The 25,469-nt window shown below is 45.8% G+C and carries 26 protein-coding genes; 2 read left to right on the top strand and 24 right to left on the bottom strand.

Features of this window, described 5'->3' with window-relative positions:
- The 14 genes from KUL49_RS10975 to flhA form a co-directional block, all read right to left on the bottom strand.
- Nucleotides 1–1,068, bottom strand: a complete 1,068-nt coding sequence (locus tag KUL49_RS10975; protein WP_131137298.1) for a homocysteine S-methyltransferase family protein — start codon at nucleotides 1,066–1,068, stop codon at nucleotides 1–3.
- A gap of 3 nt (nucleotides 1,069–1,071) precedes the next feature.
- Nucleotides 1,072–2,010: a homoserine O-succinyltransferase gene (gene metA / locus KUL49_RS10970; RefSeq protein WP_039224879.1), complete on the bottom strand. Its 939-nt coding sequence runs from the start codon at nucleotides 2,008–2,010 to the stop codon at nucleotides 1,072–1,074.
- Between the two features lie 110 nt (nucleotides 2,011–2,120).
- A complete protein-coding gene (locus tag KUL49_RS10965; protein WP_014948655.1) occupies nucleotides 2,121–2,555 on the bottom strand; it encodes a DUF2802 domain-containing protein in 435 nt (144 codons plus the stop codon).
- A 59-nt stretch (nucleotides 2,556–2,614) separates the two neighbouring features.
- A complete protein-coding gene (locus KUL49_RS10960; protein WP_014948654.1) occupies nucleotides 2,615–3,106 on the bottom strand; it encodes a chemotaxis protein CheW in 492 nt (163 codons plus the stop codon).
- A gap of 17 nt (nucleotides 3,107–3,123) precedes the next feature.
- Nucleotides 3,124–3,930, bottom strand: coding sequence for a chemotaxis protein CheW (locus KUL49_RS10955; RefSeq protein WP_131137297.1), 807 nt, complete (start codon nucleotides 3,928–3,930; stop codon nucleotides 3,124–3,126).
- 7 nt (nucleotides 3,931–3,937) lie between these two features.
- The gene (locus KUL49_RS10950) at nucleotides 3,938–4,702 is read right to left on the bottom strand and encodes a ParA family protein (protein ID WP_131137296.1); all 765 of its coding nucleotides are present in this window, start codon (nucleotides 4,700–4,702) and stop codon (nucleotides 3,938–3,940) included.
- Nucleotides 4,703–4,730: 28 nt separating this feature from the next.
- On the bottom strand, nucleotides 4,731–5,861 hold the full coding sequence (locus KUL49_RS10945; protein ID WP_131137295.1) for a chemotaxis response regulator protein-glutamate methylesterase: 1,131 nt from the start codon (nucleotides 5,859–5,861) through the stop codon (nucleotides 4,731–4,733).
- 28 nt (nucleotides 5,862–5,889) lie between these two features.
- Entirely contained in the window at nucleotides 5,890–8,124 is a 2,235-nt protein-coding gene (locus KUL49_RS10940) for a chemotaxis protein CheA (protein ID WP_131137294.1), read from the bottom strand.
- 12 nt (nucleotides 8,125–8,136) lie between these two features.
- Nucleotides 8,137–8,892: a protein phosphatase CheZ gene (locus KUL49_RS10935; RefSeq protein WP_014948650.1), complete on the bottom strand. Its 756-nt coding sequence runs from the start codon at nucleotides 8,890–8,892 to the stop codon at nucleotides 8,137–8,139.
- Nucleotides 8,893–8,926: 34 nt separating this feature from the next.
- Nucleotides 8,927–9,310, bottom strand: coding sequence for a chemotaxis response regulator CheY (gene cheY / locus KUL49_RS10930; RefSeq protein ID WP_012517682.1), 384 nt, complete (start codon nucleotides 9,308–9,310; stop codon nucleotides 8,927–8,929).
- Nucleotides 9,311–9,346: 36 nt separating this feature from the next.
- On the bottom strand, nucleotides 9,347–10,078 hold the full coding sequence (locus tag KUL49_RS10925; protein WP_014948649.1) for an RNA polymerase sigma factor FliA: 732 nt from the start codon (nucleotides 10,076–10,078) through the stop codon (nucleotides 9,347–9,349).
- Nucleotides 10,075–10,941, bottom strand: coding sequence for a MinD/ParA family protein (locus KUL49_RS10920; protein WP_014948648.1), 867 nt, complete (start codon nucleotides 10,939–10,941; stop codon nucleotides 10,075–10,077). Before KUL49_RS10920 ends, KUL49_RS10925 begins: the two co-directional genes overlap by 4 nt.
- A 5-nt stretch (nucleotides 10,942–10,946) precedes the next feature.
- Nucleotides 10,947–12,356: a flagellar biosynthesis protein FlhF gene (gene flhF / locus KUL49_RS10915; protein ID WP_061485040.1), complete on the bottom strand. Its 1,410-nt coding sequence runs from the start codon at nucleotides 12,354–12,356 to the stop codon at nucleotides 10,947–10,949.
- A gap of 29 nt (nucleotides 12,357–12,385) precedes the next feature.
- Complete coding sequence (gene flhA / locus KUL49_RS10910) at nucleotides 12,386–14,485, bottom strand: flagellar biosynthesis protein FlhA (protein ID WP_039224872.1); 2,100 nt, start codon at nucleotides 14,483–14,485, stop codon at nucleotides 12,386–12,388.
- Between the two features lie 242 nt (nucleotides 14,486–14,727).
- On the opposite strand from flhA, the gene KUL49_RS10905 reads away from it, so the two are divergent.
- Nucleotides 14,728–16,335, top strand: coding sequence for a murein L,D-transpeptidase (locus KUL49_RS10905; RefSeq protein WP_131137293.1), 1,608 nt, complete (start codon nucleotides 14,728–14,730; stop codon nucleotides 16,333–16,335).
- Nucleotides 16,328–17,302, top strand: a complete 975-nt coding sequence (locus KUL49_RS10900; protein WP_131137292.1) for a D-Ala-D-Ala carboxypeptidase family metallohydrolase — start codon at nucleotides 16,328–16,330, stop codon at nucleotides 17,300–17,302. Before KUL49_RS10905 ends, KUL49_RS10900 begins: the two co-directional genes overlap by 8 nt.
- Before the next feature lie 69 nt (nucleotides 17,303–17,371).
- On the opposite strand, the gene flhB is transcribed toward KUL49_RS10900, so the two are convergent.
- From flhB to KUL49_RS21135, 10 genes are all read right to left on the bottom strand, one after another.
- On the bottom strand, nucleotides 17,372–18,496 hold the full coding sequence (flhB, locus tag KUL49_RS10895) for a flagellar biosynthesis protein FlhB (RefSeq protein WP_131137291.1): 1,125 nt from the start codon (nucleotides 18,494–18,496) through the stop codon (nucleotides 17,372–17,374).
- Between the two features lie 6 nt (nucleotides 18,497–18,502).
- Complete coding sequence (gene fliR / locus KUL49_RS10890) at nucleotides 18,503–19,282, bottom strand: flagellar biosynthetic protein FliR (protein ID WP_014978604.1); 780 nt, start codon at nucleotides 19,280–19,282, stop codon at nucleotides 18,503–18,505.
- 12 nt (nucleotides 19,283–19,294) lie between these two features.
- Nucleotides 19,295–19,564 (bottom strand): flagellar biosynthesis protein FliQ, encoded by a 270-nt coding sequence (gene fliQ, locus KUL49_RS10885; protein ID WP_012517675.1) that lies wholly within the window; start codon nucleotides 19,562–19,564, stop codon nucleotides 19,295–19,297.
- Nucleotides 19,565–19,572: 8 nt separating this feature from the next.
- Nucleotides 19,573–20,328: a flagellar type III secretion system pore protein FliP gene (fliP, locus tag KUL49_RS10880; protein WP_131137290.1), complete on the bottom strand. Its 756-nt coding sequence runs from the start codon at nucleotides 20,326–20,328 to the stop codon at nucleotides 19,573–19,575.
- Nucleotides 20,321–20,773: a flagellar biosynthetic protein FliO gene (gene fliO / locus KUL49_RS10875; protein WP_101563700.1), complete on the bottom strand. Its 453-nt coding sequence runs from the start codon at nucleotides 20,771–20,773 to the stop codon at nucleotides 20,321–20,323. The genes fliP and fliO overlap by 8 nt, the downstream gene beginning before the upstream one ends.
- Before the next feature lie 28 nt (nucleotides 20,774–20,801).
- Nucleotides 20,802–21,209 (bottom strand): flagellar motor switch protein FliN, encoded by a 408-nt coding sequence (gene fliN, locus KUL49_RS10870; RefSeq protein WP_014948639.1) that lies wholly within the window; start codon nucleotides 21,207–21,209, stop codon nucleotides 20,802–20,804.
- A 17-nt stretch (nucleotides 21,210–21,226) separates the two neighbouring features.
- Nucleotides 21,227–22,285 (bottom strand): flagellar motor switch protein FliM, encoded by a 1,059-nt coding sequence (gene fliM, locus KUL49_RS10865; RefSeq protein ID WP_131137289.1) that lies wholly within the window; start codon nucleotides 22,283–22,285, stop codon nucleotides 21,227–21,229.
- Nucleotides 22,286–22,312: 27 nt separating this feature from the next.
- The gene (fliL, locus tag KUL49_RS10860) at nucleotides 22,313–22,852 is read right to left on the bottom strand and encodes a flagellar basal body-associated protein FliL (RefSeq protein ID WP_131137288.1); all 540 of its coding nucleotides are present in this window, start codon (nucleotides 22,850–22,852) and stop codon (nucleotides 22,313–22,315) included.
- 227 nt (nucleotides 22,853–23,079) lie between these two features.
- Nucleotides 23,080–24,573 (bottom strand): flagellar hook-length control protein FliK, encoded by a 1,494-nt coding sequence (locus KUL49_RS21140; protein WP_242633802.1) that lies wholly within the window; start codon nucleotides 24,571–24,573, stop codon nucleotides 23,080–23,082.
- Nucleotides 24,537–25,382: a hypothetical protein gene (locus KUL49_RS21135; RefSeq protein ID WP_242633801.1), complete on the bottom strand. Its 846-nt coding sequence runs from the start codon at nucleotides 25,380–25,382 to the stop codon at nucleotides 24,537–24,539. The genes KUL49_RS21140 and KUL49_RS21135 overlap by 37 nt, the downstream gene beginning before the upstream one ends.
- Between the last annotated feature and the right edge of the window lie 87 nt (nucleotides 25,383–25,469).

The raw sequence follows: 25,469 nt of genomic DNA, 5'->3' as shown, positions 1-25,469 counted from the left end.
CTAGTGTACAAACGGCTCTAGGCCTGACAAACGCATTTTGGGTTCAAACTGTGGCACTTTTCTTGGCGCAATTCCATTGACCGCATTAGCAATATCGCGAATGTGTTCCGGCGTACTGCCGCAGCAGCCACCTACGATATTCACTAGCCCAGATTGCGCCCATTCTTTGATGTGCTCGGCCATTTCAGGGCCTTCCATGTCGTATTCACCAAACTCGTTGGGTAAACCAGCGTTAGGGTGCGCTGAAATTAAGCACTCACTAACAGTAGCAACTTCATCTACGTATTGGCGCAGCAAGTCTGGCCCAAGAGCACAGTTTAAGCCGAATGAGAATGGACTGATGTGTCGCATGGAATAATAAAACGCTTCCGCGGTTTGACCAGACAGCGTGCGCCCTGAGGCATCGGTAATCGTGCCAGACACCATAACGGGTAGCGATATACCCAGCTTTTCAAAAACCGACTCTACCGCATAGGCTGCCGCTTTCGCATTAAGTGTATCGAAGATGGTTTCGAGCATGATTAAATCTGCACCGCCTTCAATGAGCGCTTCGGTAGACTCGCTATACGCTTCCACGAGTTCGTCAAAAGTAACATTGCGTTTGCCTGGGTCGTTAACGTCAGGCGAAATTGAAGCAGTGCGATTTGTTGGGCCAAGTACACCTGCCACGAAACGGGGTTTGTCGGGTGTCTTTGCTGTGAACTCATCGGCAGCTTTACGTGCCAATTTAGCTGCAGCTAAATTAATATCACGGGATTGAGCCTGCATATCGTAATCGGCCATAGCGATAGTCGTAGCATTAAACGTATTCGTTTCAATAATGTCCGCACCAGCTTCAAAGTAATCACAGTGAATTTGATAGATGATATCGGGCTGAGTAAGAACCAACAAATCGTTGTTACCCTTAACATCGCAGTGCCAGTTGGCAAACTGTGTTCCGCGATAATCTTCTTCTTCTAACTTATGGCGCTGGATCATGGTGCCCATGGCGCCGTCTAATATAAGGATGCGCTTTTTAGCGGCTTCTGTAAGCGTTGTCTGCGCGCTAGAATTTGGTCTTTTGCTCACGTGCTACCTCTTTGGCTGTGACTTTTCAGCAAGCTGACTTAAATCGTAAGGCGTGGTCTGATAGACATAATAATTCAGCCAGTTTGTAAACAATAGGCTGCCGTGTGAGCGCCACTGTACAATAGGAGACTTGGCTGGATCATCCCCTTCAAAATAGTTTTTTGGAATTACTGGCGTTTGTCCCGCGGCAATATCTCGAAAATACTCGTCTTTAAGTGTATCTGGATCGTATTCCGGGTGACCCGTTACAAATACCATGCGCTTATCTTCTGACGCCACAATATAAGCGCCTACATCGTCAGACTCTGCAACAACACTAAGTCCATCGACGCTGTTATACAACGAGGTGTTAATATGCCCATAACGGGAATGTGGTGCGTAAAAAGAAGGATCAAAGCCTCTTAATAGCTCATTGTTCGGGTCATTCACTTTATGTTTAAAGACACCTGAAAACTTTTCGTCTCTAAGCTCTCGTGTAATGCCGTAAAAGTGATACATGGCGGCGTGAGCAGCCCAACATAAGTAAAGGGTTGAGTTCACGTGACGCTGCGCCCACTCCAATATGGTGGTCATGGTTTCCCAATACTTTACTTCCTCGTAATCGATAAGCGCGAGAGGCGCACCGGTGACAATGAGGCCATCGTATTTCTTATTCGCTACCGCTGAAAAGTCGTGATAGAAAGCATCCATGTGCGATTGCGGGGTATTCTTCGGCGCTTGATTATCAATTCGAATTAAATCCACGTTTATTTGCAGTGGCGTGTTCGATAACAGGCGAAGTAACTGTACCTCTGTTTCTATCTTGTTCGGCATTAAATTAAGAATACCGACTTCAAGAGGACGAATATCCTGATTGGCAGCCCTGTCCATGTCCATGGTAAAAATATTTTCACCTAGTAGTACATTCTGCGCGGGTAACTGCTCAGGAATACGAATTGGCATAGAGGGCTCCAGTGATAAATTACAATATCTGTATTGTGTCTATAACTGGCGATATGTCAACATCTTTACGTCTAGACGTCTAAACGTTTTTTCTCTGGTGCTCAAAAATACTAATTATTTTGTTTATGCACCATTACCAACATCTCAGCTTCGGCACGAGGAATGTCGCAGGCTTCAATAATTTCATCGATGCTAGCGCCTTGCTTGACTAAGTCCGCCGCACGCTGATATAGGCGTAGGGAAGGATCTTGAAGCTTGAGTTCTCGAAGCTGGTTTTCAATATCAGTTTGCTTTTCGTCTAACTCTTGAAGGTGTCGAGTGATCACCAAGGTGCGTGCTTGCGCCTCAGTTTGTTGATTATTTGCATTTTTAGCAAGGGCTTCAGTGCGGGCAATAGCCTCTGCGTTAGCATGTTCGCTTTCGCTTAATGCAGAACGCAACTGCTTAATATGTGAATACAGCACACCCATCGCGGCAATGAGTATAACTACAAGAATACACAGTATGAGTTCTAATAAGGTAGGTGCAGCAAGCTGCCAATCCATGGACATAACCCTTGGGGAAATGTAGGCAGTATTATAATCAATACCGCCTATTCATTTATTTAGATGTTGCTAAGCTCATCCCACTCTTCGTCGCTTAACAATTTATTAAGATCTACAAGAATAAGCAGTTCGCCGTCGCGGTTACTTACACCTTGGATAAACTTAGCACTCTCTTCAGTACCTACGTTAGGGGCACTGTCAATCTCTGAAGATTTCAAGTAAACCACCTCAGCGACACTATCCACCAGAATACCAACCACCTGCTCGTCAGACTCAATAATAACGATACGGGTATTGTCAGTAATTTCTGTTGGCGGTAATCCGAAACGAGCACGTGTATCGATAACCGTTACTACGTTACCACGCAGATTGATAATACCAAGTACATAGTCAGGTGCACCGGGTACAGGGGCTATTTCGGTATAACGCAAGACCTCTTGAACTTGCATCACGTTGATACCGTAAGTTTCTTCACCTAAGCGATACGTTACCCATTGAAGGACTTCGTCGTTGCTGTCGGTGGCGTTATTATTTATTCTTTCGTCGCTCATGAACCTGGCTCCCAATACTATGGCGTCTGGTCGTTACTGCCTAAGCCTTTGTTAAGCATAGATATTAATTCTTCAACGTCAATTAACGCGCACATTTTTTCTTTAACCATCCCTGCTAACCAGGGACGCTTACCTGTGGACTCGCGCCATTTAACATCATCGGTAGTCAAATTGACCGTATTGACTAGCTTTTCACTAGCCAGACCCCACGCACTTTCCCCTAACATTATAAGATATCGGTAGTTAAGCGATTGTGCGAGGTTTTCGTCATATTTTTCTGGCATTACCCATTTTGCAGAGTCAACAACACTTAGTTTAGACTCTCTGTGCAACATTACACCCATAAACCAATCAGGTTTTCCAAATAAAGGGCCAATCTTCTCAATTTGGTGGATCCCACCTAGCGACGTCAAAGGCACCGCAAGTGTTAACCCTGCAACCTCAAAGAATAGCGCCTGAAAGCGAAAACCGAGAGTATTCTTTAGTGGAACTTTTGTTTTTTCAGCGCGGTTTAACGCAGCTTCTTGTTCATTTTCTACTAAAGTTTCTGCGTGAGACTGTTGCTGTTCATCTTCAATTGTCTCTGCTTTTTGCGTTTCAATTAACGATGTAACCTTTTCCGCTATCGCTTCTTGTTCATTCGATAGCGGCTCACTTTCATTGGCGGTAGAAGCAAGTGCCTTTTCAGCCATCTGCTGAGAAGCCTGCTCGAGCAATTTTGCCGTGCGCGCAGTCACATCTTCCGGTGCTTCTGGCTCTTTGAGGAGGCTATCAAGGTATGCCTCCATCACTTCTTCACGGGCAAAAGGCGATTGCTTGCTCATGTTCTCGTTATTTCTCCAATACCGCTAATAGTTTCTCGTACGCAGACACACCACGTGTTTTGGGGTACGCTGCGGAAATGGGAAGCTGTACTAAACTTGCATCCCTGAAGTGCGTGTCGACGGGAATAACCCCTTCCCACACGCGCTCACCATAGTCATTCATTAAGCGCTTTCGCGATGCAAGCGCCGCGTTAGTGCGCTTATCAAACATAGTTGGAATAATCACAGTATTAAAGGATTTGTCCAACGAACGTCCCATAATTTCCATGGTACGAATCATTCTGTCTAGCCCTTTAAGCGCCAGATATTCCGTTTGGGTAGGCACGATAACCTTGTCACACGCTGCAAGAGCGTTAACCATCAGCACCCCAAGCACTGGAGGGCAATCGATGATAGCAACATCAAATTCTCCTGCTATTTTTGCCAACGCTTTTTTTAGGACTAAGCCCATACCTTGTTCGCTACCCATCGTTCTATCTAAGGTCGCGAGCGCCATTGTTGCAGGAAGCACATATAAGTTGTCTAACTTTGTCGGGCACAGACAATCCATAACATTATCGGCCGTAATGTCATTAGACTTAATAAAAATATCGTAAACTGAATGACTTGACGCTTCTGCATCGATACCGAAGTAATAACTCAGCGATGCATGTGGATCAGTATCAATCATGAGCACTCGCTTGCCTTGCTGTGCAAGCAAGCCGCCAAGGCTCACCGTAGTGGTAGTCTTTCCTACACCACCTTTCTGATTCGCTACTGTCCACACTTTCATATTTGCTGTTCCATTACTGTTCAAACTGCTATCGCATTTCGGTTTGAACGCAACTGCTCATATCATCAATGTTTATATTTTTACTGGATATATTGGCAACGGCTACAGCTTGAGGCATACCGTACACAACACAGGAATCTTGGTCTTGAGCCCAAATCGTTGCGCCTTTTTTCTTGAGCATTCGGCATCCTTCTCTGCCGTCAGCCCCCATACCCGTTAATATAATTCCTAATACATCCCCACCATAAGCTTTAGCCAGAGAACTGAAAGTGAGATCAACACTGGGCTTATAATTCACCTTGTCACTCGCACTTGCATCAACAATGGCAATGCGTTTATTCGCACCTATGGTTTCTAGCAACATTTGCTTCCCACCGGGAGCAAGATACGCATGACCTGGTTTTAGAATGTCGCCGTGCTCGGCTTCTTTTACTCTAATCTTACAGTTTGTGTCTAAACGCTGTGCAAATGCCGAAGTAAATGTTCCAGGCATGTGTTGTACAAGCAAAATGGGGTAAGGAAACTCTGCAGGTAAAGGAGACAGCACTTTTTGAAGCGCCACAGGCCCGCCTGTAGAAGCCCCAATTGCCAAACACTTGTAGTGCTTTCCCGTCGCTCTTACAGACGAAACGGTTGGTTGTTTGGCTGCGTCTTTATGCCCTGATAGCAACCCTGATGTTTTAAAGAACGCCTGCTTTGGCGCATTATCAGGAAGCTTTCTTGCCTCTGTAGAGCGAAACGACGGACGCTTAAGACCAATACCACGACGCGCTATTAAGCGTACTTTTGTACACAACAAGCGCGATGCATCTTTTCTGTCCTGCGCGATATCTTCAAATTTCTTAGGTAAGAAATCGAGCGCGCCCGCTTCTAACGCATCTAATGTCGCTTGCGCACCATGATGCGTAAGCGAAGAAAACATAAGAATAGGTGTAGGCCGTTTGTCCATTATGGCCTTTACAGCTGAAATGCCGTCCATGACAGGCATTTCAACATCCATCGTTATCACATCCGGCTTAAGCGCTTCTGCTTTTTCAAGTGCATCGCGCCCATTTCTCGCTTCCCCAACAACTTCAAGTTCCCTATCGCCATCGAGTATTTCTTTTACTCGACGACGATAAAAAGTCGAGTCGTCCACGACAAGGACTTTAAAGACCATGGATTATTATTCCTGTTAATTCATCGCCTTACTTGATGGGTTTACGCGCATACCGTTTAAGCAGGCTCGGAATATCTAAAATTAGTGCAATTCCACCGTCTGATGTGATCGTGGCTCCCGCCATACCAGGCGTGCCTTGCAATAATGCATCAAGAGGTTTAATTACCACTTCTTCTTGGCCTATTAGCGCGTCTACTACGAATCCTACTTGTTGTGTACCAATTTGCACTACAACAACGTGTCCCTTTTCTCTATCGATGTCTTTGGGACCTCGAATCAACCATTCACCAAGGAAGAATAACGGAATTGCTTTTGAACGAACTATCATTGTTAGCTGGCCATCGACCGTGTTGGTCTTTTTGATGTCCATATTTATTATTTCGTTCACCGCACCTAATGGTAACGCAAAGGTTTGTTTTCCTACAACAATCATTAGCGTCGGAAGAATGGCTAGCGTTAGCGGAACTTTGATATCCAGTCGCGTGCCTTTACCTAGCTGTGAATCAATGTTCACTGTGCCGTTTAGTTGGTTAATTTTGGTCTTAACCACGTCCATGCCCACACCGCGACCAGAAATATCACTAATTTCTGTTTTGGTTGAGAACCCTGGCGCGAATATCAAGTTAAACGCTTCGACATCCGACATACGTGCAGCTGCGTCTGCGTCTAGTACACCGCGACTAATAGCAATTTCTTTAAGCTTTTCAGGATCCATTCCTTTACCATCATCTTCGATGGTTAGAAGAATATGATCGCCTTCTTGAGATGCCGATAGCTGAACCGTACCCATGCGCGGTTTACCCGCTGCAGCACGGTCATCAGGCATTTCAATACCATGGTCGACGGAGTTTCTCACCAAATGCACAAGTGGATCGGCCAGTGCTTCAACCAGGTTTTTGTCTAAATCAGTTTCCTCACCCACAAGCTCAAGGGTTATTTCTTTTTTCAAGCTTCTAGCGAGGTCTCGAACAACGCGAGGGAAACGACCAAACACCTTCTTGATAGGTTGCATGCGGGTTTTCATTACCGCACCTTGCAAGTCGCCCGTTACCACATCTAAGTTGGCAATGGCTTTGGACATGCTTTCGTCGTTACTGTTGATACCCAAGCTTATTAGCCTGTTTCTCACTAGTACGAGTTCACCCACCATGTTCATAATTTGGTCAAGGCGCTTGGTATCTACACGTACTGTAGTCTCAGCAGGAGGCGCAGCTGGTGCCGCCTTCTTCTCATCTTTTTTAGGCGCTGCTTTTGGTGCATCAGGTGCGCTTGCTTTAGCTGGCGCTGCGGCGCTAGGAGCAGGCGTCGCTTTTGGCGCAGCTGGCGCTGCTTGTTTCGCTTTTTGAACCGCTTCTGTTGCTGCCTTATCTACAGGAGGCTCTGGCGCCTTTGAAACGGCTCCCTGCTTGGTAGGCCCTTGCCCTGAGCCATGCAGTTGGTCAAGCAGTGCTTCAAATTCGTCATCGGTGATTTCTTCATCACCAGCTGCATTCGGCGTTACTGGTGCTGGAGCTGGTGTATTTGCCGTTGACGCAGCTTCTTCACCACCAAACTTGCCTTTGCCATGTAAATCATCGAGCAGCGCTTCAAATTCTTCGTCGGTGATATCGTCGTTATCACTAGCGGCAGCAGGTGCAGCAGCCTTTGCAGGTTCGTTTTTAGCCGCTGAGGACTGTCCTGGTGCCCCAGAGCCATGCAGTTCATCAAGCAGCGCTTCAAACTCATCTTCAGTGATTTCGTCAATACCGCCGCTATCACCAGAACTTGGGGCCTGTGCAGTAGGCTCTTCAACAACTAATTCTGGCTCTTCAATCGCGGGCTCAGGTTCTGACGCCGGCGCGCTTTGTTCACCAAAAATATTCTCATCTGGAGATTCCGGGCGACTTAGTTTGTGTAACAAGTCTACTAGGTGTGCATCTGCTGGCTCTAATGGATCCCGAGCTTTCACTCGTTCAAACATTTCAACCACCACATCTGTGGCTTGCAGAATAATATCCATCAGTTCAGGGGTTAGTGTTCGTTGACCGTTTCGCATTACGTCAAAGACGTTTTCCGCACCGTGACAAATTTCTACTAACTCGGTAAGAGACAGGAACCCTGCTCCCCCTTTAACTGTGTGATAACCACGGAAAATTGCATTCAGCAAATCCGCATCTTCAGGATTGTTCTCAAGATCAACGAGCTGTTCTTGTAATTGTTCAAGTATCTCTCCAGCCTCAACTAGAAAGTCCTGTAATATATCCTCGTCAACATCAAACGACATGCGCCCGCTCCCCTAAAAACCTAAGCTAGACAGAAGATCATCTACATCATCTTGGCCTGACACGACGTCGTCGCGCTTATCGGCATCAATGATAGGGCCTTCTGCCTCTACACCATCAACCTTATCGGCCTTAACGCTGGATGGTTTAGTTTGTTCTGCACCGTCGCGTTCACCAAACATGGTAAGCATGTTAACTAAGCTGTCTTCCACTTCTTTAACCAAGTCGATAACGCGGCGAATAACCTGACCAGTTAAGTCTTGATAACCTTGAGCCATCAATACTTCTGTAAGTAACTGTGTAAGTTTAGCTGACTGTGCCGAACCTTCTTCCAACAATTCGTCTAAGTCTGCGCATAAAGCCTTGAATTCACCCAACTCTATTTGGCGATTCATCAGCTTCTTCCACTCAGGCATAACCTTTTCGATGCGCGCCGACAGCATTTCAGCGATAGGCATGCTCGCTTCAACGGCATCCATAGTAGTATTAGCAGCTTTTTCAGTTTCTTCAATTACGTAGGTTAGGCGGGATTGTGCATCGGGAATATCATCGGTCGCGAGATTTTTAATGCGGTCGTCTATTTGGAAATTATTCAGCGCGTCATGGAGCTGACGCGTCAGTTTCCCTACTTCGGCAAATAACTCAACGTTTTCTTTCATTGAGGCCGCTTCTAATAGGGCATTGGCTGAAGCGTTGTCACCCTCTTCAAGGTAGGTGACAAGCTGTTTTGCTTCTTCCAACGAAATTGGAACGTTTACATTCGTTGACATCCAGTAAACCTCATTTCTCTGGTGAGCGTCTGGATCAACCTAAACGTTCGAATATTTTATCTAATTTTTCTTTAAGTGTTGCTGCAGTGAACGGCTTAACAACGTAGCCATTAACACCTGCTTGCGCAGCGGCAACAATTTGCTCTTTCTTCGCTTCAGCAGTAACCATAAGTACTGGTAGGTGCTTGAGCTTGTCATCGGCTCTAATCGCGCGAAGCAAGTCAATACCCTGCATTCCAGGCATGTTCCAATCGGTAACTACGAAATCGAAATCACCTTGCTGCAACATAGGCAATGCAGTACTTCCGTCATCCGCTTCCTGGATGTTGGAAAAACCCAAATCTTTAAGTAGGTTTTTGATGATACGTCTCATGGTAGAAAAATCATCGACCACGAGAATTTTCATGCTTTTGTCCAAAATAGCCTCCAGTGAGGGGTTAATTGTTATTAATTTCTATTCTTCGTCAGCTTGCCACGACTTCATTCGTGATTTGAGTTTTAACATGGCCTGACTGTGAATTTGACTGACTCTCGATTCACTTACATCAAGAACCTCACCAATTTCTCTTAGGTTCAGCTCTTCATCATAATACAGCGAAAGTACAATCGCTTCTCTTTCAGGTAATGTCGTAATTGCATGGGCAAGCGCTTTTTGGAAAGCGCCTTGCATCAAATCTTCCAGTGGTGCGTCGCTACCTCGATTTTGCTCTGTCGAAATAACATCTTCTGACACACCTAAATCTTCAATACCTACCAGCTTTCCGGCATTTACTTCATTAAGCATTTGGTGATAGTCCTGCAAGCTTACATTAAGCTTATCAGCAATATCAGAATCTCTAGCATCGCGGCCTGTTTCGCTTTCTACTTGCGAAATTGCTTCAGTGATCGCTCGACCATTTCGGTGGACTGAACGCGGTGTCCAATCCCCTTTGCGAATTTCATCTAGCATAGCACCGCGAATGCGAATACCGGCAAACGTTTCAAAGCTGGCTCCTTTTGAACCATCAAAGTTTCGCGCGGCTTCTAATAATCCAATCATGCCTGATTGAATTAAATCGTCTACAAGAACACTAGCCGGCAATCGCGCTATCAAGTGATGCGCTATACGCTTAACCAATGGCGCATGTCTTTCGACTAACTGCGCTTTATCGGTTTGTTGTTGATAAGCGGCTGCCTTGCTGTTCAACGCTGACTTCCTACGGCTTTTTCTGCAACTAATTGTTCAATGAAAAACTCTAAATGGCCACCTGGCTGCGCTGGAATAGGCCATGTTAAGGCTTTACTCGCCAACTGTGTTATTGCAACGGCTGCCGGTGAACCTGGGTAAGCATCGACAATGGCTGTTTGTTTACGCACTGCTTTACGAATGTTCTCGTCAAACGGTACTGTCGCCACTAATTCTAGTGCAACATCTAAAAAACGCCCTGTCACTTTGCTTAATTTACTAAATAGCTCTTGGCCTTCTCGCACGTCGCGCACCATATTAGCCACAACTTTGAAGCGGAAAACACCGTGCTCTCTATTCAGAATTTTTATCAATGCATACGCATCTGTCAATGAAGTAGGCTCGTCACACACAACGACCATGATGTCTTGTGAGGCTTTTGAAAAGCTCAACACCATGTCTGAAATACCTGCCGCTGTATCAACGATAAGCACGTCAATTTGCGAGCGCAGCTCACTAAAGGCACGAATTAGGCCAGCGTGTTGCGTTGGCGACAATTCTGCCATCGACTGCGTGCCTGATGTGGCAGGGGCAATCTTTATTCCGTGCGGACCGGTCACTAATACTTCATCAAGTGTACATTCGCCGGAAAGCACGTGGGATAAGTTTTTCTCAACACGCAAACCTAACATAACGTCTACGTTAGCAAGACCGAGGTCCGCATCGAGAACCATTACACGTTTACCTTGCTTCGCCATGGCGATAGCGGTGTTCAATGTAATGTTTGTTTTACCTACGCCACCTTTGCCACCGGTGACGGCGATTACTTTGATTAACCGTGATTGCTTCATTTTTCTTAAGCTACTCGCTTGGTCGTCAATCATACTGCTTATGCTGTTTTAATTGCGTTGTTACCACTAGTATGATTCAAACCGTACTTTTTATAAAGCTTTGCAGCAGCGGAAACCAAAGATTTCGCTTCTGCAATCTTAATGTCTTCAGGTACTTTTTGACCATCGGTGACATAACTAACCGGTAATTGGTATTCAACCGCTGCACTAAGCACCTCTCCTAAAGAGTAGCACTCATCTAACTTTGTGAAAATACAGCCACTTAGTTCAATATCATCATACGCTTGAATGATTCTCTGCAAAGCAGGATATTGCGTATTTGCTTGCGCTACCAAATATTTTTTAACATTTGGCATTTGTCCGTTATCAAACTGCTTAATTTGTTTAATTAATCGACTATCTCTTTGACTAAATCCAGCCGTATCAATCAATACTAGTCGCTTATGACGAAGTTGGAATAATAAATCCGCAAGTTCTTCACTAGTCTGCGCTTTTCTCACCGTGCAGCCAATAATCTTTCCGTATGTCGCTAGCTGCTCATAGGCGGCAATTCTATACGTATCGATGGTAATCATCGCAACCGACTCTGCACCGTATTTTTGCGCATAGCGGGCAGCAAGTTTCGCAACGGTAGTTGTTTTACCGGTACCTGTTGGTCCTACTAATGCAACAGCACCTTGTGCGCTAAGTATATCGTTTCCTGTCACATTTATGCGATTAGCCAATAGGTTAAGAAGATATACCCATGCATCTCGTTCGTTGTAATGTGACGGCGTATAGCTAATAAGCTGTTTCGCTAACGCGTTGCTTAACCCCATATCGGTTAAACGGGTGATTAGATATTGATGAACAGGTTTTTGACGTTTGTTTTTAGCTTCCATCAAGTCGGCCACTTGATATTGCAATACATCGCGAAGAGACGCTAGCTCTTCCTTGATTTGCGCAAGCTCCGCTGACTGCGTCACAGCGGTATCATCCATACTCGACGCTTGATGCTCTGGGAAAGCGTTCTGACGAACTGGTTCATGAGAAGACTGCTGGGCTTCTACGTCGTCAATAAAGGCTTCTGAGAAGTCTAAGTGCGAAGCAATTTCATTGGCGTGCTTAGCATTTGCTGTCATTGGTTGGTTAGGTTGCGCGGGACTCGCTACGCCATTATTTCCACCGTGCTGCTTTTCTAGCAGTGCTTTAAGGCTATCAGGACCGTCGTCACCAATGATTTCGCTCAAGCTAGGCACTGCCTTTTGGCCAGGTGTTTTTGCAGCGGCTTGTGGAGACGCTTTCGGCGTAAACAACTTCGCTTCAGGTTCTTTGTCGTAGGCTGCGACAAGCTCAATACCGTCAGCGACTTTGCGATTTGACATGATCACAGCGTCACTGCCCAATTCAGCTTTAACTTGGCTTAACGCCTCACGCATATCTTTGCCGAAGAAACGTCTAATTTTCATTGCAACCTCTCCAATCACCCAGTGTCAGATTATTGACCGACCGAACTGACTATTTTTATTTGTTTGTCGTCAGGCACTTCTTGGTAAGACAGAACATGAAGCCCAACAACCGAATATTTTAAGAAGCGAGACAGAACGGGTCGTAGCATGCCTGAGGTAAGGAGTACTGCAGGCTCTCCTTCTAACTCTTGCTGCTGACTGGCTTGCTGCAATGATTTTTGCAGCTTGTCTGCCAGACCTGGTTCTATGCCAGCGCCATCTTCGCCACCTGCTTGAAGTGACTGGTGCAACATCTGTTCCAACTCTGGCGCCAAGGTTATGACAGGTATCTCTTTTGCACCTTGAGTAATTTCTTGGACAATTAAACGTTTAAGGGCAATACGCACTGCGGACACTAAAACATCGGGGTCTTGGCTGCGCGTGCCGTACTCACTGAGTGTTTGCACGATTGTACGCATATCGCGAATAGGCACGCCTTCAAACAATAAGGTTTGCAGTACCTTCACGACGGTGCTTAGAGGAAGAATGTCTGGTACTAATCCTTCAACCAGTTTCGGATGCTGCTTGGCAAGCATATCAAGAAGTTGTTGCGCTTCCTCGTGCCCTAATAATTGATATGCATTGTTAGAGAGTAATTGGCTTAAATGGGTCGCTACAACGGTCGCAGCGTCTACTACTGTGTACCCAAGGGTTTGTGCATGCTCCCGTTTATTGGGCTTAATCCATACTGCGTCCAAGCCGAACGCGGGGTCTTTAGTGGCACGCCCTTCTAATTTACCGAACACTTGCCCTGGATTAATAGCAAGTTCTTCATCGTGACTGATGATGGAATCGCCTATCGTTACGCCTAGCATAGCGATGGTGTAAGTGTTGGGCTCTAAATCCAAGTTATCGCGAATGTGGACAGGCGGAATAAGGAAACCCAGCTCTTGCGATAGTTTCTTACGTACGCCTTTAATGCGCGTCAACAACTCGCCACCTTGGGATTTATCGACAAGAGGGATTAAGCGATAGCCCACTTCCAATCCGATGGTATCTACCTGCTGAACATCATCCCAGCCAAGCTCTTTCACTTCAGGCGCAACCGATTCATCTTTTACCACATTGTCTGGCACTTTGGGCTCTGCGGCCTTTCTCTTTTCTTGAACCGACTGCCAGTAAGCAAAGCCTGCAATCAAGAATGAGAACCCTAAGAATGCGATATGAGGCATCCCAGGAATGATACCCATCACAAATAGAACGCCCGAGGCTATATAAAGAGCTTGATTATTACCAAGCTGACCGCGGATTTCTTTGCCCATTTCCTGGGTCTCGTTTTCACGAGTAACGATAATGGCTGTAGCGACCGAAAGTAACAATGAAGGAATTTGCGCCACCAAACCATCACCGATGGTCAATATGGTGTAGATTTCTATAGCGTTACCGAATGAAAGCCCGTGCTGAATCATGCCAATAAAAAGACCACCGACAATATTAATTAGCATGATGAAAAGGCCTGCGACCGCATCACCCTTTACAAATTTTGACGCACCGTCCATCGACCCGTAAAAATCCGCTTCTGCGGTAATCTCTTCACGGCGTTTACGTGCTTGGTCTTGATCTATATACCCTGCATTTAAATCAGCATCTATGGCCATTTGCTTACCGGGCATAGCATCTAACGTAAAGCGAGCGCTTACTTCTGAAATACGTCCTGCGCCTGCGGTTACAACTTTGAAGTTGATAATAAGAAGAATGGCGAAAACAACAATACCTACGGCGTAGTTACCACCAATCACGACCTCACCGAAGGCTTCGATAACTTTACCTGCTGCATCGCCGCCTTCATGTCCGTAAAGTAAGACAACGCGAGTAGAAGCCACGTTAAGCGCTAGTCTCAAAACGGTAGCGATAAGTAACACCAAGGGGAAAATGCCGAAATCTACTGGACGCTGGGTAAGTACAGCCACCAAGATAATGACTAGCGACAACGCAATATTAAAGCTAAACAGCACGTCCAGTAAGAATGGCGGCATAGGCAATATAACCATGCCCATAATTGCCAAAAGGACGATGGGTGCGCCTAAACCACTGGTAAAATTTTGCAGCTGATTTTTATCGAATCGCTGAAGATAACCGGATAACTGCATGGCTTGGTGTCTCTCTATCAGAAAATTGACGCTTTATGTGAATCTTCTAGTGAGTTTTCAACTAACGTGCCAGCTTTGTGTTTTACGCAAAAGTTATCCAAATCTGAGCTGTAATCATGCGTGATTACTGTCTACAGTGACTTGTATAGAGCGATTAAGATTTTGTATCCGAGGGACATACGAACAGTTTATAATTACGTCACTATTCCTAGGGCCTACTCTTCGTTTTAAAAGGATTATTCATGGTAGTACTACAAAACCGTGTTGCAACGTTTTGTTGGGTCAGCCTTGTCATCATGCTGACTTTTAGTCATGTAGCTCATGCATCTAAACAACCTAACTTACGACAGCGTGTGGAGAATTTGCTAGTTGATTCAGTGGAGATATACGGTTCACAAAATAGTAACCCATCTCGTGTGCACAATAGAGTTTTGGTAAGCGAGGTCTACACTCAACAGGGCTATCAGCTTATATGGTTTGGTACTAGTGATGCTGAAAACCGTCTTCAGGAACTCCTCCATGAAATTGCTGATTCAGAGTTACATGGCTTCTCGCCCGAGTATTACCACGCGTCAATGCTCGAAAGTCGCGACGCCAATACGGCACTCTTAGATGTACTAGCAACCGATGCCTTCATCAGTCAAACTCTGCATCGATTAAATGGGCTTGTTAGCCCCGCCAATGCAGATTCGCAGTGGTTCCTTAAGCAAAGAGAAGCGGATCCTGTGGCATCGCTAAATCACGCATTAACTAACGGTGTATCAGCAACTCTGCAAGCAATGTGGCCATCACACCATGAATACCAGTTACTGTTAGAAAAAAAGCGTAGTTTACTCACGGCAGTTTCTACAGTTACCACACAAATTCCAGTTGGCCCAACACTTAAGCTGAACTCAACGAGCGAAAGAGTTGTGTTGCTGAAGTCTCGTCTTTTAGGGCCAGGCACCTATTCAGAGTTATTCGATAAAGATTTACTGGACGCGGTTAAGCAGTTTCAAATGTCTGCGGGCTTAGAGCCAGATGGTATTGTGGGAAGTTCCACTTTAGAAGCATTAAATGCCACCACGTTTTCTTGGTTAGAAAGAATCGATGCAAACTTAGAGCGTTGGCGATGGCTTCCTCATCAAACTTGGTCAACATATTTACGCGTTAACATTGCGTCGTTTCAGTTGAGAGGGTTTACTGAAGGTGAAGAAACACTGGGAATGCCTGTGATTGTCGGTACGCCAGTGAGACAAACGCCCGTTTTCGCTGAATCAATGAAGTATATGGTGTTTAACCCCTACTGGACCGTGCCTTTCAGTATAGCCACTAAAGACAAGCTGGCGAAATTAAAAACCAATCCTTCTTTATTGGTCGAGCAAGGTTACGAAGCCCAGCCCGCCGGTGTCAGCGGCTTCAGCCCTGTCGATGAATTTGATTGGACAAATGTTAGCCGTGGTACGTTTCACTATACACTCAGACAAAAGCCCGGGCCGCACAATGCCCTTGGTAAAGTGAAATTCATGCTTCCAAATAAGCATGCCATTTATCTTCACGACACGCCCGACCACAGCCTTTTTTCGAAATTAGAAAGGAACTTTAGCTCTGGCTGTATCAGAGTCTCTAACCCTTTGAAGCTGTCTCAATGGGTACTCACTCATTCAGGCCAGACAGAGGCAATACCGCAAGCTGAGGAATTACTTCAAAGTGAAGAGACCAGTACACTGTATTTGAAGAAACCGATACCGGTTCTTATTGTGTACTTCACAGCGTTTGCAGATGAAGCAGGAACCATTGTATTTCGCCGCGATGCATACAATCGGGACAGCCATATTATTGAGAAATTGAAGGAGTTTAAACGTGCGTAGGTGTTTGTTAGTGCTGATTGCTCTTTTAACTGCAGTGCGCGCCGGTGATGCGTGCTCCTTTGACAATGACATGCTCAACTCTAAGCTTGCTATTAATGGAAATATGGTTCCCTACCCTATTTTCTCTATTTTTGTAATGCCGAATAAAACGTTCACTGTTGAGTTTGACAACAAAAGCCATACTGGGAACTTTCAATTTCACCATGCGAACGGTGAAGCACTAAAGACGAGTTCGAACCTTCCAATAGTTAGCGGGGTTGTGGGGAAAGCGCCAATAATGGCACCTAAGAAATCAGGGCACTATGTACTTAAAACCACCAACGCGCAGTCAGGTGAAACTGCGACGCTCAACGTCTTTGTGATGACATCTTTGGAAAAGGTAGACAAAACAGGTAAGTTAAACGGCTACACAATTGGTAAATATCCTGATAAGCCTTTAAAAGACAATCCCATTTATTTACCCCCATCAGGACTTATTGAAGTATCGCCAGAACAAACGGACGTAAGGTTGTCGCCCAATTTCACCCTAGGTCAATTTCTATCCAAGCAGCAACAAGGATTTCCCAAATATGTACATTTGCGAGCAGGCCTTTTGTTGAAACTGGAAAAAATACTGCACACCTTAAATGACGAAGGGCATGCTGTTGAAGGATTAACCATAATGAGTGGATATCGCACTCCGTTCTACAACAAAGCTATTGGCAATGTTCAGTACAGCCGTCACGTTTGGGGTGGCGCAGCGGATTTCTATATCGATCAGTCACCGAAAGATGGGGTGATGGATGACCTCAATAAAGACGGTGTGGTAAACCGCGAAGATGCGGTATGGCTCGCGAACTTTATATCAAACATGTCTAAACAAGGCGCTTTCGGTCCAAGAGTCGGTGGGCTTGGTATTTACGGTGCTAATGCGGCGCACGGGCCTTTTGTTCATGTGGATGTGAGAGGAACCCTAGCGCGCTGGTAGAATTGTTGGTTCGGGGCACATACCTATGCCCCACCTTCAAAGTCAATTTTCACCCATTTAGCGGTTGGGTTAGTGTCGGTACTCTGGTGGGATAGGCAAATCCCGTTTAAGTGGCTTAGGACGTTTACCCTTACCTGCTCTATGCGCTTTTAACTGATAAACATGTGCGAGCACCTGCGCTACCGCCATAAATAAGGCGTTAGGAATTTCATCGTCCACTTCAGTGGAGTAGAAAATGGCGCGTGCAAGCATGGGAGAAGGGATCAACGGCACATCGTTGGCGGTAGCAATTTTTCTGATGTGCATCGCTAGCTCATCAGCACCTTTAGCGACCACAACCGGCGCCCTCACTCCCTTCTCATCATACTTGATAGCAACCGAGAAATGGGTCGGGTTAGTCACCACTACGTCTGCTTGTGGTACTTCCTGCATCATGCGCTTGGTTGCAGCCTGATATTGTAGACGGCGAATTCGGCCTTTAACCATAGGGTCGCCTTCCGCATTTTTCCGTTCGTCTTTAACCTCTTGCTTGGTCATCTTCATTTCTTTGTTGTGCTTATACATTTGATAAGGCACATCAATGAGCGCGATAGGGATCATGCCGCACACCAGAATAAGAAACGCCCACTTAAGCATGTCGAGTGCGTGAAAGATGTTTCCCGGATAAAGCTCCATATCAAGGTGGAGCGCTTCATCTTCGAAGAACAGTAACGCTCCGATGGCCATGCCAATTATGACCACCACTTTCGCTATAGACTTGAGTAACTCAACCAAGCCGTTCATGCCGAACATACGCTTGAAGCCTTGAATAGGGCTCATTTTTGAACCCTTAGGTTTTGCACCTTCCCAGGTAAAGTTAAAACCGCCAAGGGCGATAGAGCCATAAATGCCCGCTATCATTGCCACAACCATGTATAGCAGCACGGCAGGGCCTACTGCCGAAAAGGCTTCACCCCATGCGCCAAACATGTGGGTGATATCATAGGTTTCGTCACGAGAGAGAATGAACATTCTCTGAGTAAGTTTAAAAACAGACTCAGCAATCCACCCGCCCACAAACAAGAACATAAAAGCACTGACGATAAGTACTAGGGTCGTAGAGAGTTCACGGGATCGGGCTAGCTGCCCTTTTTTTCGGGCATCTTCGAGTTTTTTCCCCGTGGGGTCTTCTGTTTTTTCGCTTGAATCTGCCATGTTTTCCTACGAACAAATATTCAATAGTTCACACATAAACTGTTCGGCTCTAAACCATTGGGTTTCGAAGTGTGCAGTAAAGTTATCAAGTGTTATCCAAATAATCAGTAATCCCATTACCTGAGCAATGGAAAAACCAATACTAAAAATGTTTAGCTGTGGTGCAGCTTTGGTCATTACGCCAAACGCCAAGTTCACGATAAGCAGCGAGACAATTGGCGCAAGAGAGAGGGTCACTGCCGATATAAACATCCAGCCTGCCCAATGGGCAATATCGCGGAACTGTTCACCGGTCCACCATGCTTCGCCTATAGGAAACGCCTCAAAGCTCATTACTATCATTTGGATCATGGACAAATGCCCATCTAAAGTCCAAAACAACAAAGTCGCTAGTATCAGATAAAACTGGCCGACTGCGGGCACGTTAATACCGTTTACCGGGTCAACGATTGACGCAAACCCCAAACCGGTTTGCATTGCTATAATTTGACCTGCAAGCACGAAGGTATTGAGCACCATCATTGATATAAAACCAATAGCAATACCAATAAGTAATTGCTGAATAACGATTAAAAATGTGCCCACATCCACCAAATTTTCTATGGGTGACGGGGGCACTACCGGCATGATGATAAGCGTGAGCATTATACCCAACAAGGCTCTTACCTGCGGGGGAATTGATTTAGCACTCAAGCCAATCATGGCCACGAATAAGCCGCTAATGCGCATAAACGGCAGCAGCATGTCCGCAAGAAATTGATTGATGGTCGCGAGTTCGACTTCCACAACGTCAGCCTTCTAGCCCACAACCTGCGGGATCATATCAACCATTCTGAAAGTAAAATCCATAAGCTGTTGCACCAACCAGTTGCCTCCCCAGCTCAATGCGAGAAGCGTAACAAGCAAGCGCGGTAAGAAGCTCATGGTTTGCTCGTTGATACTGGTCGCTGCCTGGAACACAGCAACCACTAGGCCTACGATCAAGCTTGGAACAATCACCGCAGATACCAACACAATAACCATGAACATGGCTTCTCGCAGTATTTCTACAAAGACTTCTGGTGACATAAGCCCTCCTAGACGCCCATGCCGAAGCTGGTCGCCAAAGTGCCGAAAATCAAGTTCCAACCATCAACCAACACGAACAACATCAGCTTAAACGGTAAGGATACAATCATAGGTGAAAGCATCATCATACCCATAGCCATCAATATAGATGCTACTACCAAGTCAATAATAAGAAAGGGAATAAATAGCATAAAACCAATTTGAAACGCGGTTTTAAGTTCACTGGTTACAAATGCGGGAATAAGGATGGTTAGCGGTACTTCATTGGTATCAGCGTATTTTCCTTCGTCTCCGGCTATTCGTACAAACGTTTCTAAGTCTTTTACCCGTGTTTGAGAAAGCATAAACGCGCGCATAGGGCCTTTGGCTTGCTCAAGAGCGTCTAAACTGGTGAGCTGCTCGTTAAGATAGGGCTGTAAAGCTCGCTCGTTCACCTCTTCAAACACCGGCGCCATAATAAACATGGATAGAAACAAACTAACGCCAATGAGTATCTGGTTTGACGGTGATTGCTGTAAGCCAATCGCCTGACGCAGAATCGACAACACCACAATAATACGCGTGAAAGAAGTCATCATCATGATAAACGCAGGAATAAGGCTTAGCGCTGTCATGATAAACAGCGCTTGAAGTGTCATGGTATAGTCTTGAGAGCCATCTTGATTAGTTGTCACCGTGACGGCTGAAATTCCCTGCTGAGCATAAACAGGCTCAACGAGAAATAATAAAGGTAGTATTAAAAGTAGCCAGGCAAACTTACGCATCTCTCGACTCTTCCTGTGTTTTGTTTTTATCTATGTTCGGGTTGAGCTTTCCTGCCATGGCAGCAACAAGCTTTTGTTTAAATGCATCTGCGCCATTTTGTTGCTCGCCTGTGGTTTTGTTTACACCTTTCACAGGCACATCGAGATTCTTATCTAATTTGCTTAAATGAGAGATGTTATGACTGGTCACGCCAATAAGGTGCTGCTCTTCGCCTACCTGAATCACCATGATTTTTTCTTTTGTGCCAACAACCATACTTGCCGCGACTTTCATTTGATTGCCACCCATCGCAGTGACATTAAATCGACGCATCACATAAGCGAGAGCGAAAATGACGCCAACAACGACAAGTAAAGAAAGGAAAATTGACAGTACCGACGTGGGATTAGTGATTGACTGGGTTGACTGCGCAAAGGCCAATTCACAGAATAAAAGGGGCAGCATTGCGCAACCCCTTAGTTTATAAGAAGTTTTATCTGAGCTTCTTGATTCTCTCAATTTGACTAATAACATCCGTTAATCGAATACCGAATTTGTCGTTGACCACTACTACTTCTCCATGAGCAATCAACGTGCCATTAACTAATACATCTAGTGGCTCACCGGCAACACGATCCAGCTCCACCACAGAACCCTGGTTCAACTGTAGCAGATTTCGGATACTTATTTGACTACGACCGACTTCCATCGAAATAGTCACAGGAATATCTAGAATAGTATCTAGCTTTTTCTTTTCTTCTTGCGTGATAGGCGCGTCGTCAGTTAATTCGTCAAGTTCGGCAACTTGTACGTCTTCGTTATCGCCAGCCTCTTGTTCCGCTTCAGATTCGGCTTGCTCGGCCATTGCCGCTGCCCAATCGTCCATACCGTCTTCACTCATGGGAACTCCCCTCTACCTTACAGGTCTTCTTCGAGTACTTGCAGTTCTGCGTCATTATCAATAATGCGCCCACCGCGGGTTAATAACTGTAGCTCAGACTTCACTGAAGTCGGTCTTGCAATCTTTTCTACAATTTTCAGAGCAAGATTATCGCGGCTGCGACCTAACTTGCCCCTGAACGTGGGTAAATCTTCAATTAATACTGTGATGGTTTCTGGCATCTCCACAGGGATGATATCGCCAGGCTTAAACTCCATCACATCGCGAAGTGGAACATCGACGTCTAGCATATGCGTAGTTAACGCCACTTTAACGTCCATAATTTCATCGCGAAGGGCCTTACTCCAGCGTAAGTCTGTATCTTCTTTGTCGCTTTGAACACCCGCATCAAGCAGTTCGCGAATTGGCTCTAGCATTGAGTATGGTAAAGACACGTGGAAGTCGCCACCGCCACCATCTAGCTCGATATGAAACGAGCTAATAACTACAACCTCGGTCGGGCTAACAATGTTCGCCATCGCAGGGTTAACTTCTGAGTCCAAATATTCAAACGACACATCCATGACCGGTGCCCAGGCTTCTTTATAATCTTCAAAGATTATTTTAAGCAGCATCTGGATAATACGGCGCTCGGTAGGCGTAAACTCTCGGCCCTCAATCTTCGCATGATAACGTCCATCACCGCCAAAGAAGTTGTCTACCAGAATAAATACCAAGCGGGCTTCCATGGTGATAAGTCCCGTGCCTTTAAGCGGACGGAAACGCACCATGTTCAAACTCGTTGGAACAAATAACGTATGAATGTATTCGCCAAACTTGATCATCTGAATACCGTTAATCGATACTTCAGCTGATCGTCGCATCATGTTAAACAAACTCACACGCATGTGACGTGCGAAACGTTCATTAACGATTTCAAGCGTAGGCATACGCCCACGCACAATTCTGTCTTGCGAGGAGAAGTCGTACTCGAGCGTAGAAGCATCAGAGTCGCTACCGCCAACCTCTTCTTCTTCTACATCATCTACCCCGTGTAATAGGGCATCGATTTCATCTTGAGATAATAAATCACTCACCGTCTTCTACCTTACTTGGTCAATGCATTACTGCATGACGAACCCAGTAAACAATACGCGCTCAACTACATCGCTGCCCGTAATGTCTTTTAATGCTTTCTGCACTTCGGTTACCGCCTGCTCGCGAAGCTCAATTTTACCGGCTTCGGTAACCAGATCGTCTGCATTTGACGTACTAAAAGCCTGAAGTAATGTCCCTTCAATTAGCGGAATATGTGTTTTGGCCAGTTCTTCGTTGTCTGAACCACGCACAAGCAGCTGCACTTTTATCTGAACCAATCGGTCTCTTCCCGAACCCGGCACGTTAAAAACGAAAGGTCGCGGCATCGCTACGTAAAGCGCAGTGCCCATTTCAGCTTTCCCTGCTGCTGATGCTGGTGCACTCGCAGCCGCTGCGGCGGCATCAGTCTCGGCAAGCTGTTCGGCTGCTGGCTCATCACCGCCTGCAAACAATAAGAAATAGGCAGCTGCACCGCCTCCTAAAAGAACCACAGCGATAATGATGATCAACATCATTTTGCCTTTCTTTTTACCGCCTTCTTCTACTTGTAATTCTTCTTCAGCCATGTGTAACTCGTCAGTAATGCTCGGAAAAAACGTATTATCAAGGTTCCGTCAAAAATGGCAATGCCATAATTTGAGGAAAACAATATGTGTACGGGTAATTTTTTGCGTCTTCACGCTTCCTAATACCCTCTAATACCACCTACTGCTCACTCCTTTCATTCAAAACATAGCAGCGTTTACGTATTCTCTCTATGCGACCTATTGGTAATAATTCATACGGGATGTGGTTAAGCGTAAAAGTCTATGCCGCCCTTGTCCGCGCGCGAAATCGACTGCTCAATAACCCGCATGCCATCCGTGTCGTCTACACCGTCATTTTCTCCACGATCCCCAGCTCCCTGACCTTGGTGACTGTTTCCTGCAAGTTGCTGGCCATTTTCTTGACCAGAAGAATTATCTTTCCTAACTTGGGCGTCGCCTAACTCAATACCCTGTTCTGAAAGCATATCCCTTAGCTTAGGCATAGCATCGGCCAACGCATCTTTAGCTTGCTGTGATTGTACAACAAAGCTCACGCTTGCAGCGTCACCCGCCACATTTACTCTCACCTGCATACTGCCAAGCTCGGGAGGATCTAAGCGAATTTCAGCCATGGTATTTCGCGCATTAACCATCCAGCGAATTTTCTCACTAAGCTGCTGCTGGCCGTCGCTCTTATGAATATTGACCGCTTTATCAAAACCTTCAAACTGCTGCTGAGTTTTTGACGCTTCAGCGCGAAGCTGAGCGTTTTCCTGCATAACCGATTCAGTTGGATTGACCAATCCAGCAATAGCGTGTTGAGCACTTGCTTGAGTTTGCGTCATCAAATTTAAGAATTGACTGGCTTGACCGTCTACACGCGCTGTCATTGAGGCAACCACATCAGCACTTACCGCAGCATCTTTTGCGGCATCGGCAACAATAGTTGATAAATCAATGCCAGGCTCTCTACCTTGCTGGACTTGTTGCTGAAACTCGTTAATGCCAGCGATAATGTTAGCCTTCACCGCTTGTTGCTGCGCACCACTAGGCAGAGCCGCGACTACACGCTCTGCAAACGCTTCCGTTGCCTTTTGCGCGCTTTGTGGCGATAGCTCACTTATCGCTGAAAGCAGGTCGTTTGAAATTTCTGTAGCACCAAAAGAATCAACTACCTTGGTTTGCTCGCCGCTGTTTTCAACGTTTGACAGCCCCTCAGATGATGCTGATTTAGCGTCGCTTAATGCTGCTGCATTTACCGCCACGCTGCCGGCAACAGCTGCCTCTGAAGTTAACTCGGCCAATAACTCTTGAGCCTCGGCGAGATTGTCATCAAGAGATTTTGCCTGAATATTGTTAAGTTCATCTGCTAGTAGACTTAGTACGAGCGATTCATCGGCCGATTTTTTACCGCTTTCAGATAGCCCATTTAACGTTTCTAACATACCGCTTAATGCATTTGCGGCTTCAGTGTCTGACGCTAGACCTTGTTCGGGATTTTCTGTGTGCTCAGTCTGCATGAGCTTGGCAATTAATGCTGAAAGCTCATTGTCATTTTTTACTTTTTTATCTGAATTAGTATTGATATCGGTTTGCGCATTTGAAGACGCATTGTTCGTTTCACTATCACTTCCACTCTGTTGATTGTTAGCGTTGCCACCAATAAGAAGTGAAGTTAGTGCAGTGAGTGTTTGTTGTGCTTCAGACGACAGGGATTCGATGGCTAATTCACCATCATTGTTACTATTAAGTTGCGACAACAGATGAGCCATGACCGATGGCATATCGCTCGCATCCACATCCTCCGGAAGCTTCCAAAGTTTTCCGTTTCTTTTATAGATACGACGTTAACTGCCTCGCCTGCAGCTTCAGAGATACCCTTATCTTCTGTGGTACCTGATTCACCTGAAGATTCATCACTTTTTCCAAAACGATTGGCTACCGTCTCAACGTAGGCAATCCAGTCTGGCTCGCCGTCGTCTTTGCTTGGCTTTCCGTCTGGCGTGCCAGGTGAGGTTATAACGCCAGCCTCGGCATCTTTCCTGCCGCCTTCTCCAATGACATACTGCGCGTCGGTTACGCTTTTTTGTTCAACGGCGCCTTCAGCGTCGTCAATAACGAGATTGGTATTTTCACCGTCAGTCGAGGGTTGCGTTGTCGTTGCTGAACCTTGCGCACCAAGCGTTGCATTTTCTTCTTGATTTGCATTATGAGAGCCAGCTTCAGGCTCAGCTGGAATATCTGTGACTTCGTCACGAACAGGTAAATCTGTATGTCCCGCATCGCGGTCTTTACCATTTTTGATCGTGTCACTGGAGACTGAAGATTGGGGAGCCGCTCTGTCCGAACGGTTTGCTGTTCGAGATTGAGCAACCTGATCTTCTTTTTCGTTTAAAACAAAATCTGACTTGGTCGTTTTCGCGTCTTGATAAAGTCGGTTAAATGCTTGGTTATTTTCATTGTTCGCTTGTTGCTGAGTTCCGATACCCGTTCCAACGGCTTTCGCCGTACCAGAAGCAGTGAATGGTAATGCGGCAATGTCTGTTTTATGTGCGGCAACTTGTTGCATATTGTCCTACCGTCCTACATTTAAATCGTCTTTCACCAAGAAGACGTATCGTGATGCGAATGATTCACGTGGCGTTTTATTACAAAA

The sequence above is a fragment of the Alteromonas sp. KUL17 genome (assembly GCF_006538305.1).
GTDB classification, from domain to species: domain Bacteria; phylum Pseudomonadota; class Gammaproteobacteria; order Enterobacterales; family Alteromonadaceae; genus Alteromonas; species Alteromonas macleodii.
The sequence above is the reverse complement of the archived record's forward strand: the minus strand, read 5'-3'. Positions and strand labels throughout refer to the sequence as shown.

Excerpts from the sequence above, each read along its gene's own strand:
- metA (WP_039224879.1), bottom strand. The coding sequence starts at position 2,010 with ATGCCAATTCGTATTCCTGAGCAGTTACCCGCGCAGAATGTACTACTA.
- KUL49_RS10965 (WP_014948655.1), bottom strand. The coding sequence starts at position 2,555 with ATGGATTGGCAGCTTGCTGCACCTACCTTATTAGAACTCATACTGTGT.
- KUL49_RS10960 (WP_014948654.1), bottom strand. The coding sequence starts at position 3,106 with ATGAGCGACGAAAGAATAAATAATAACGCCACCGACAGCAACGACGAA.
- KUL49_RS10955 (WP_131137297.1), bottom strand. The coding sequence starts at position 3,930 with ATGAGCAAGCAATCGCCTTTTGCCCGTGAAGAAGTGATGGAGGCATAC.
- KUL49_RS10950 (WP_131137296.1), bottom strand. The coding sequence starts at position 4,702 with ATGAAAGTGTGGACAGTAGCGAATCAGAAAGGTGGTGTAGGAAAGACT.
- KUL49_RS10945 (WP_131137295.1), bottom strand. The coding sequence starts at position 5,861 with ATGGTCTTTAAAGTCCTTGTCGTGGACGACTCGACTTTTTATCGTCGT.
- KUL49_RS10940 (WP_131137294.1), bottom strand. The coding sequence starts at position 8,124 with ATGTCGTTTGATGTTGACGAGGATATATTACAGGACTTTCTAGTTGAG.
- KUL49_RS10935 (WP_014948650.1), bottom strand. The coding sequence starts at position 8,892 with ATGTCAACGAATGTAAACGTTCCAATTTCGTTGGAAGAAGCAAAACAG.
- KUL49_RS10920 (WP_014948648.1), bottom strand. The coding sequence starts at position 10,941 with ATGATTGACGACCAAGCGAGTAGCTTAAGAAAAATGAAGCAATCACGG.
- flhF (WP_061485040.1), bottom strand. The coding sequence starts at position 12,356 with ATGAAAATTAGACGTTTCTTCGGCAAAGATATGCGTGAGGCGTTAAGC.
- flhA (WP_039224872.1), bottom strand. The coding sequence starts at position 14,485 with ATGCAGTTATCCGGTTATCTTCAGCGATTCGATAAAAATCAGCTGCAA.
- KUL49_RS10905 (WP_131137293.1), top strand. The coding sequence starts at position 14,728 with ATGGTAGTACTACAAAACCGTGTTGCAACGTTTTGTTGGGTCAGCCTT.
- flhB (WP_131137291.1), bottom strand. The coding sequence starts at position 18,496 with ATGGCAGATTCAAGCGAAAAAACAGAAGACCCCACGGGGAAAAAACTC.
- fliQ (WP_012517675.1), bottom strand. The coding sequence starts at position 19,564 with ATGTCACCAGAAGTCTTTGTAGAAATACTGCGAGAAGCCATGTTCATG.
- fliP (WP_131137290.1), bottom strand. The coding sequence starts at position 20,328 with ATGCGTAAGTTTGCCTGGCTACTTTTAATACTACCTTTATTATTTCTC.
- fliO (WP_101563700.1), bottom strand. The coding sequence starts at position 20,773 with ATGCTGCCCCTTTTATTCTGTGAATTGGCCTTTGCGCAGTCAACCCAG.
- fliN (WP_014948639.1), bottom strand. The coding sequence starts at position 21,209 with ATGAGTGAAGACGGTATGGACGATTGGGCAGCGGCAATGGCCGAGCAA.
- fliL (WP_131137288.1), bottom strand. The coding sequence starts at position 22,852 with ATGGCTGAAGAAGAATTACAAGTAGAAGAAGGCGGTAAAAAGAAAGGC.
- KUL49_RS21135 (WP_242633801.1), bottom strand. The coding sequence starts at position 25,382 with ATGCAACAAGTTGCCGCACATAAAACAGACATTGCCGCATTACCATTC.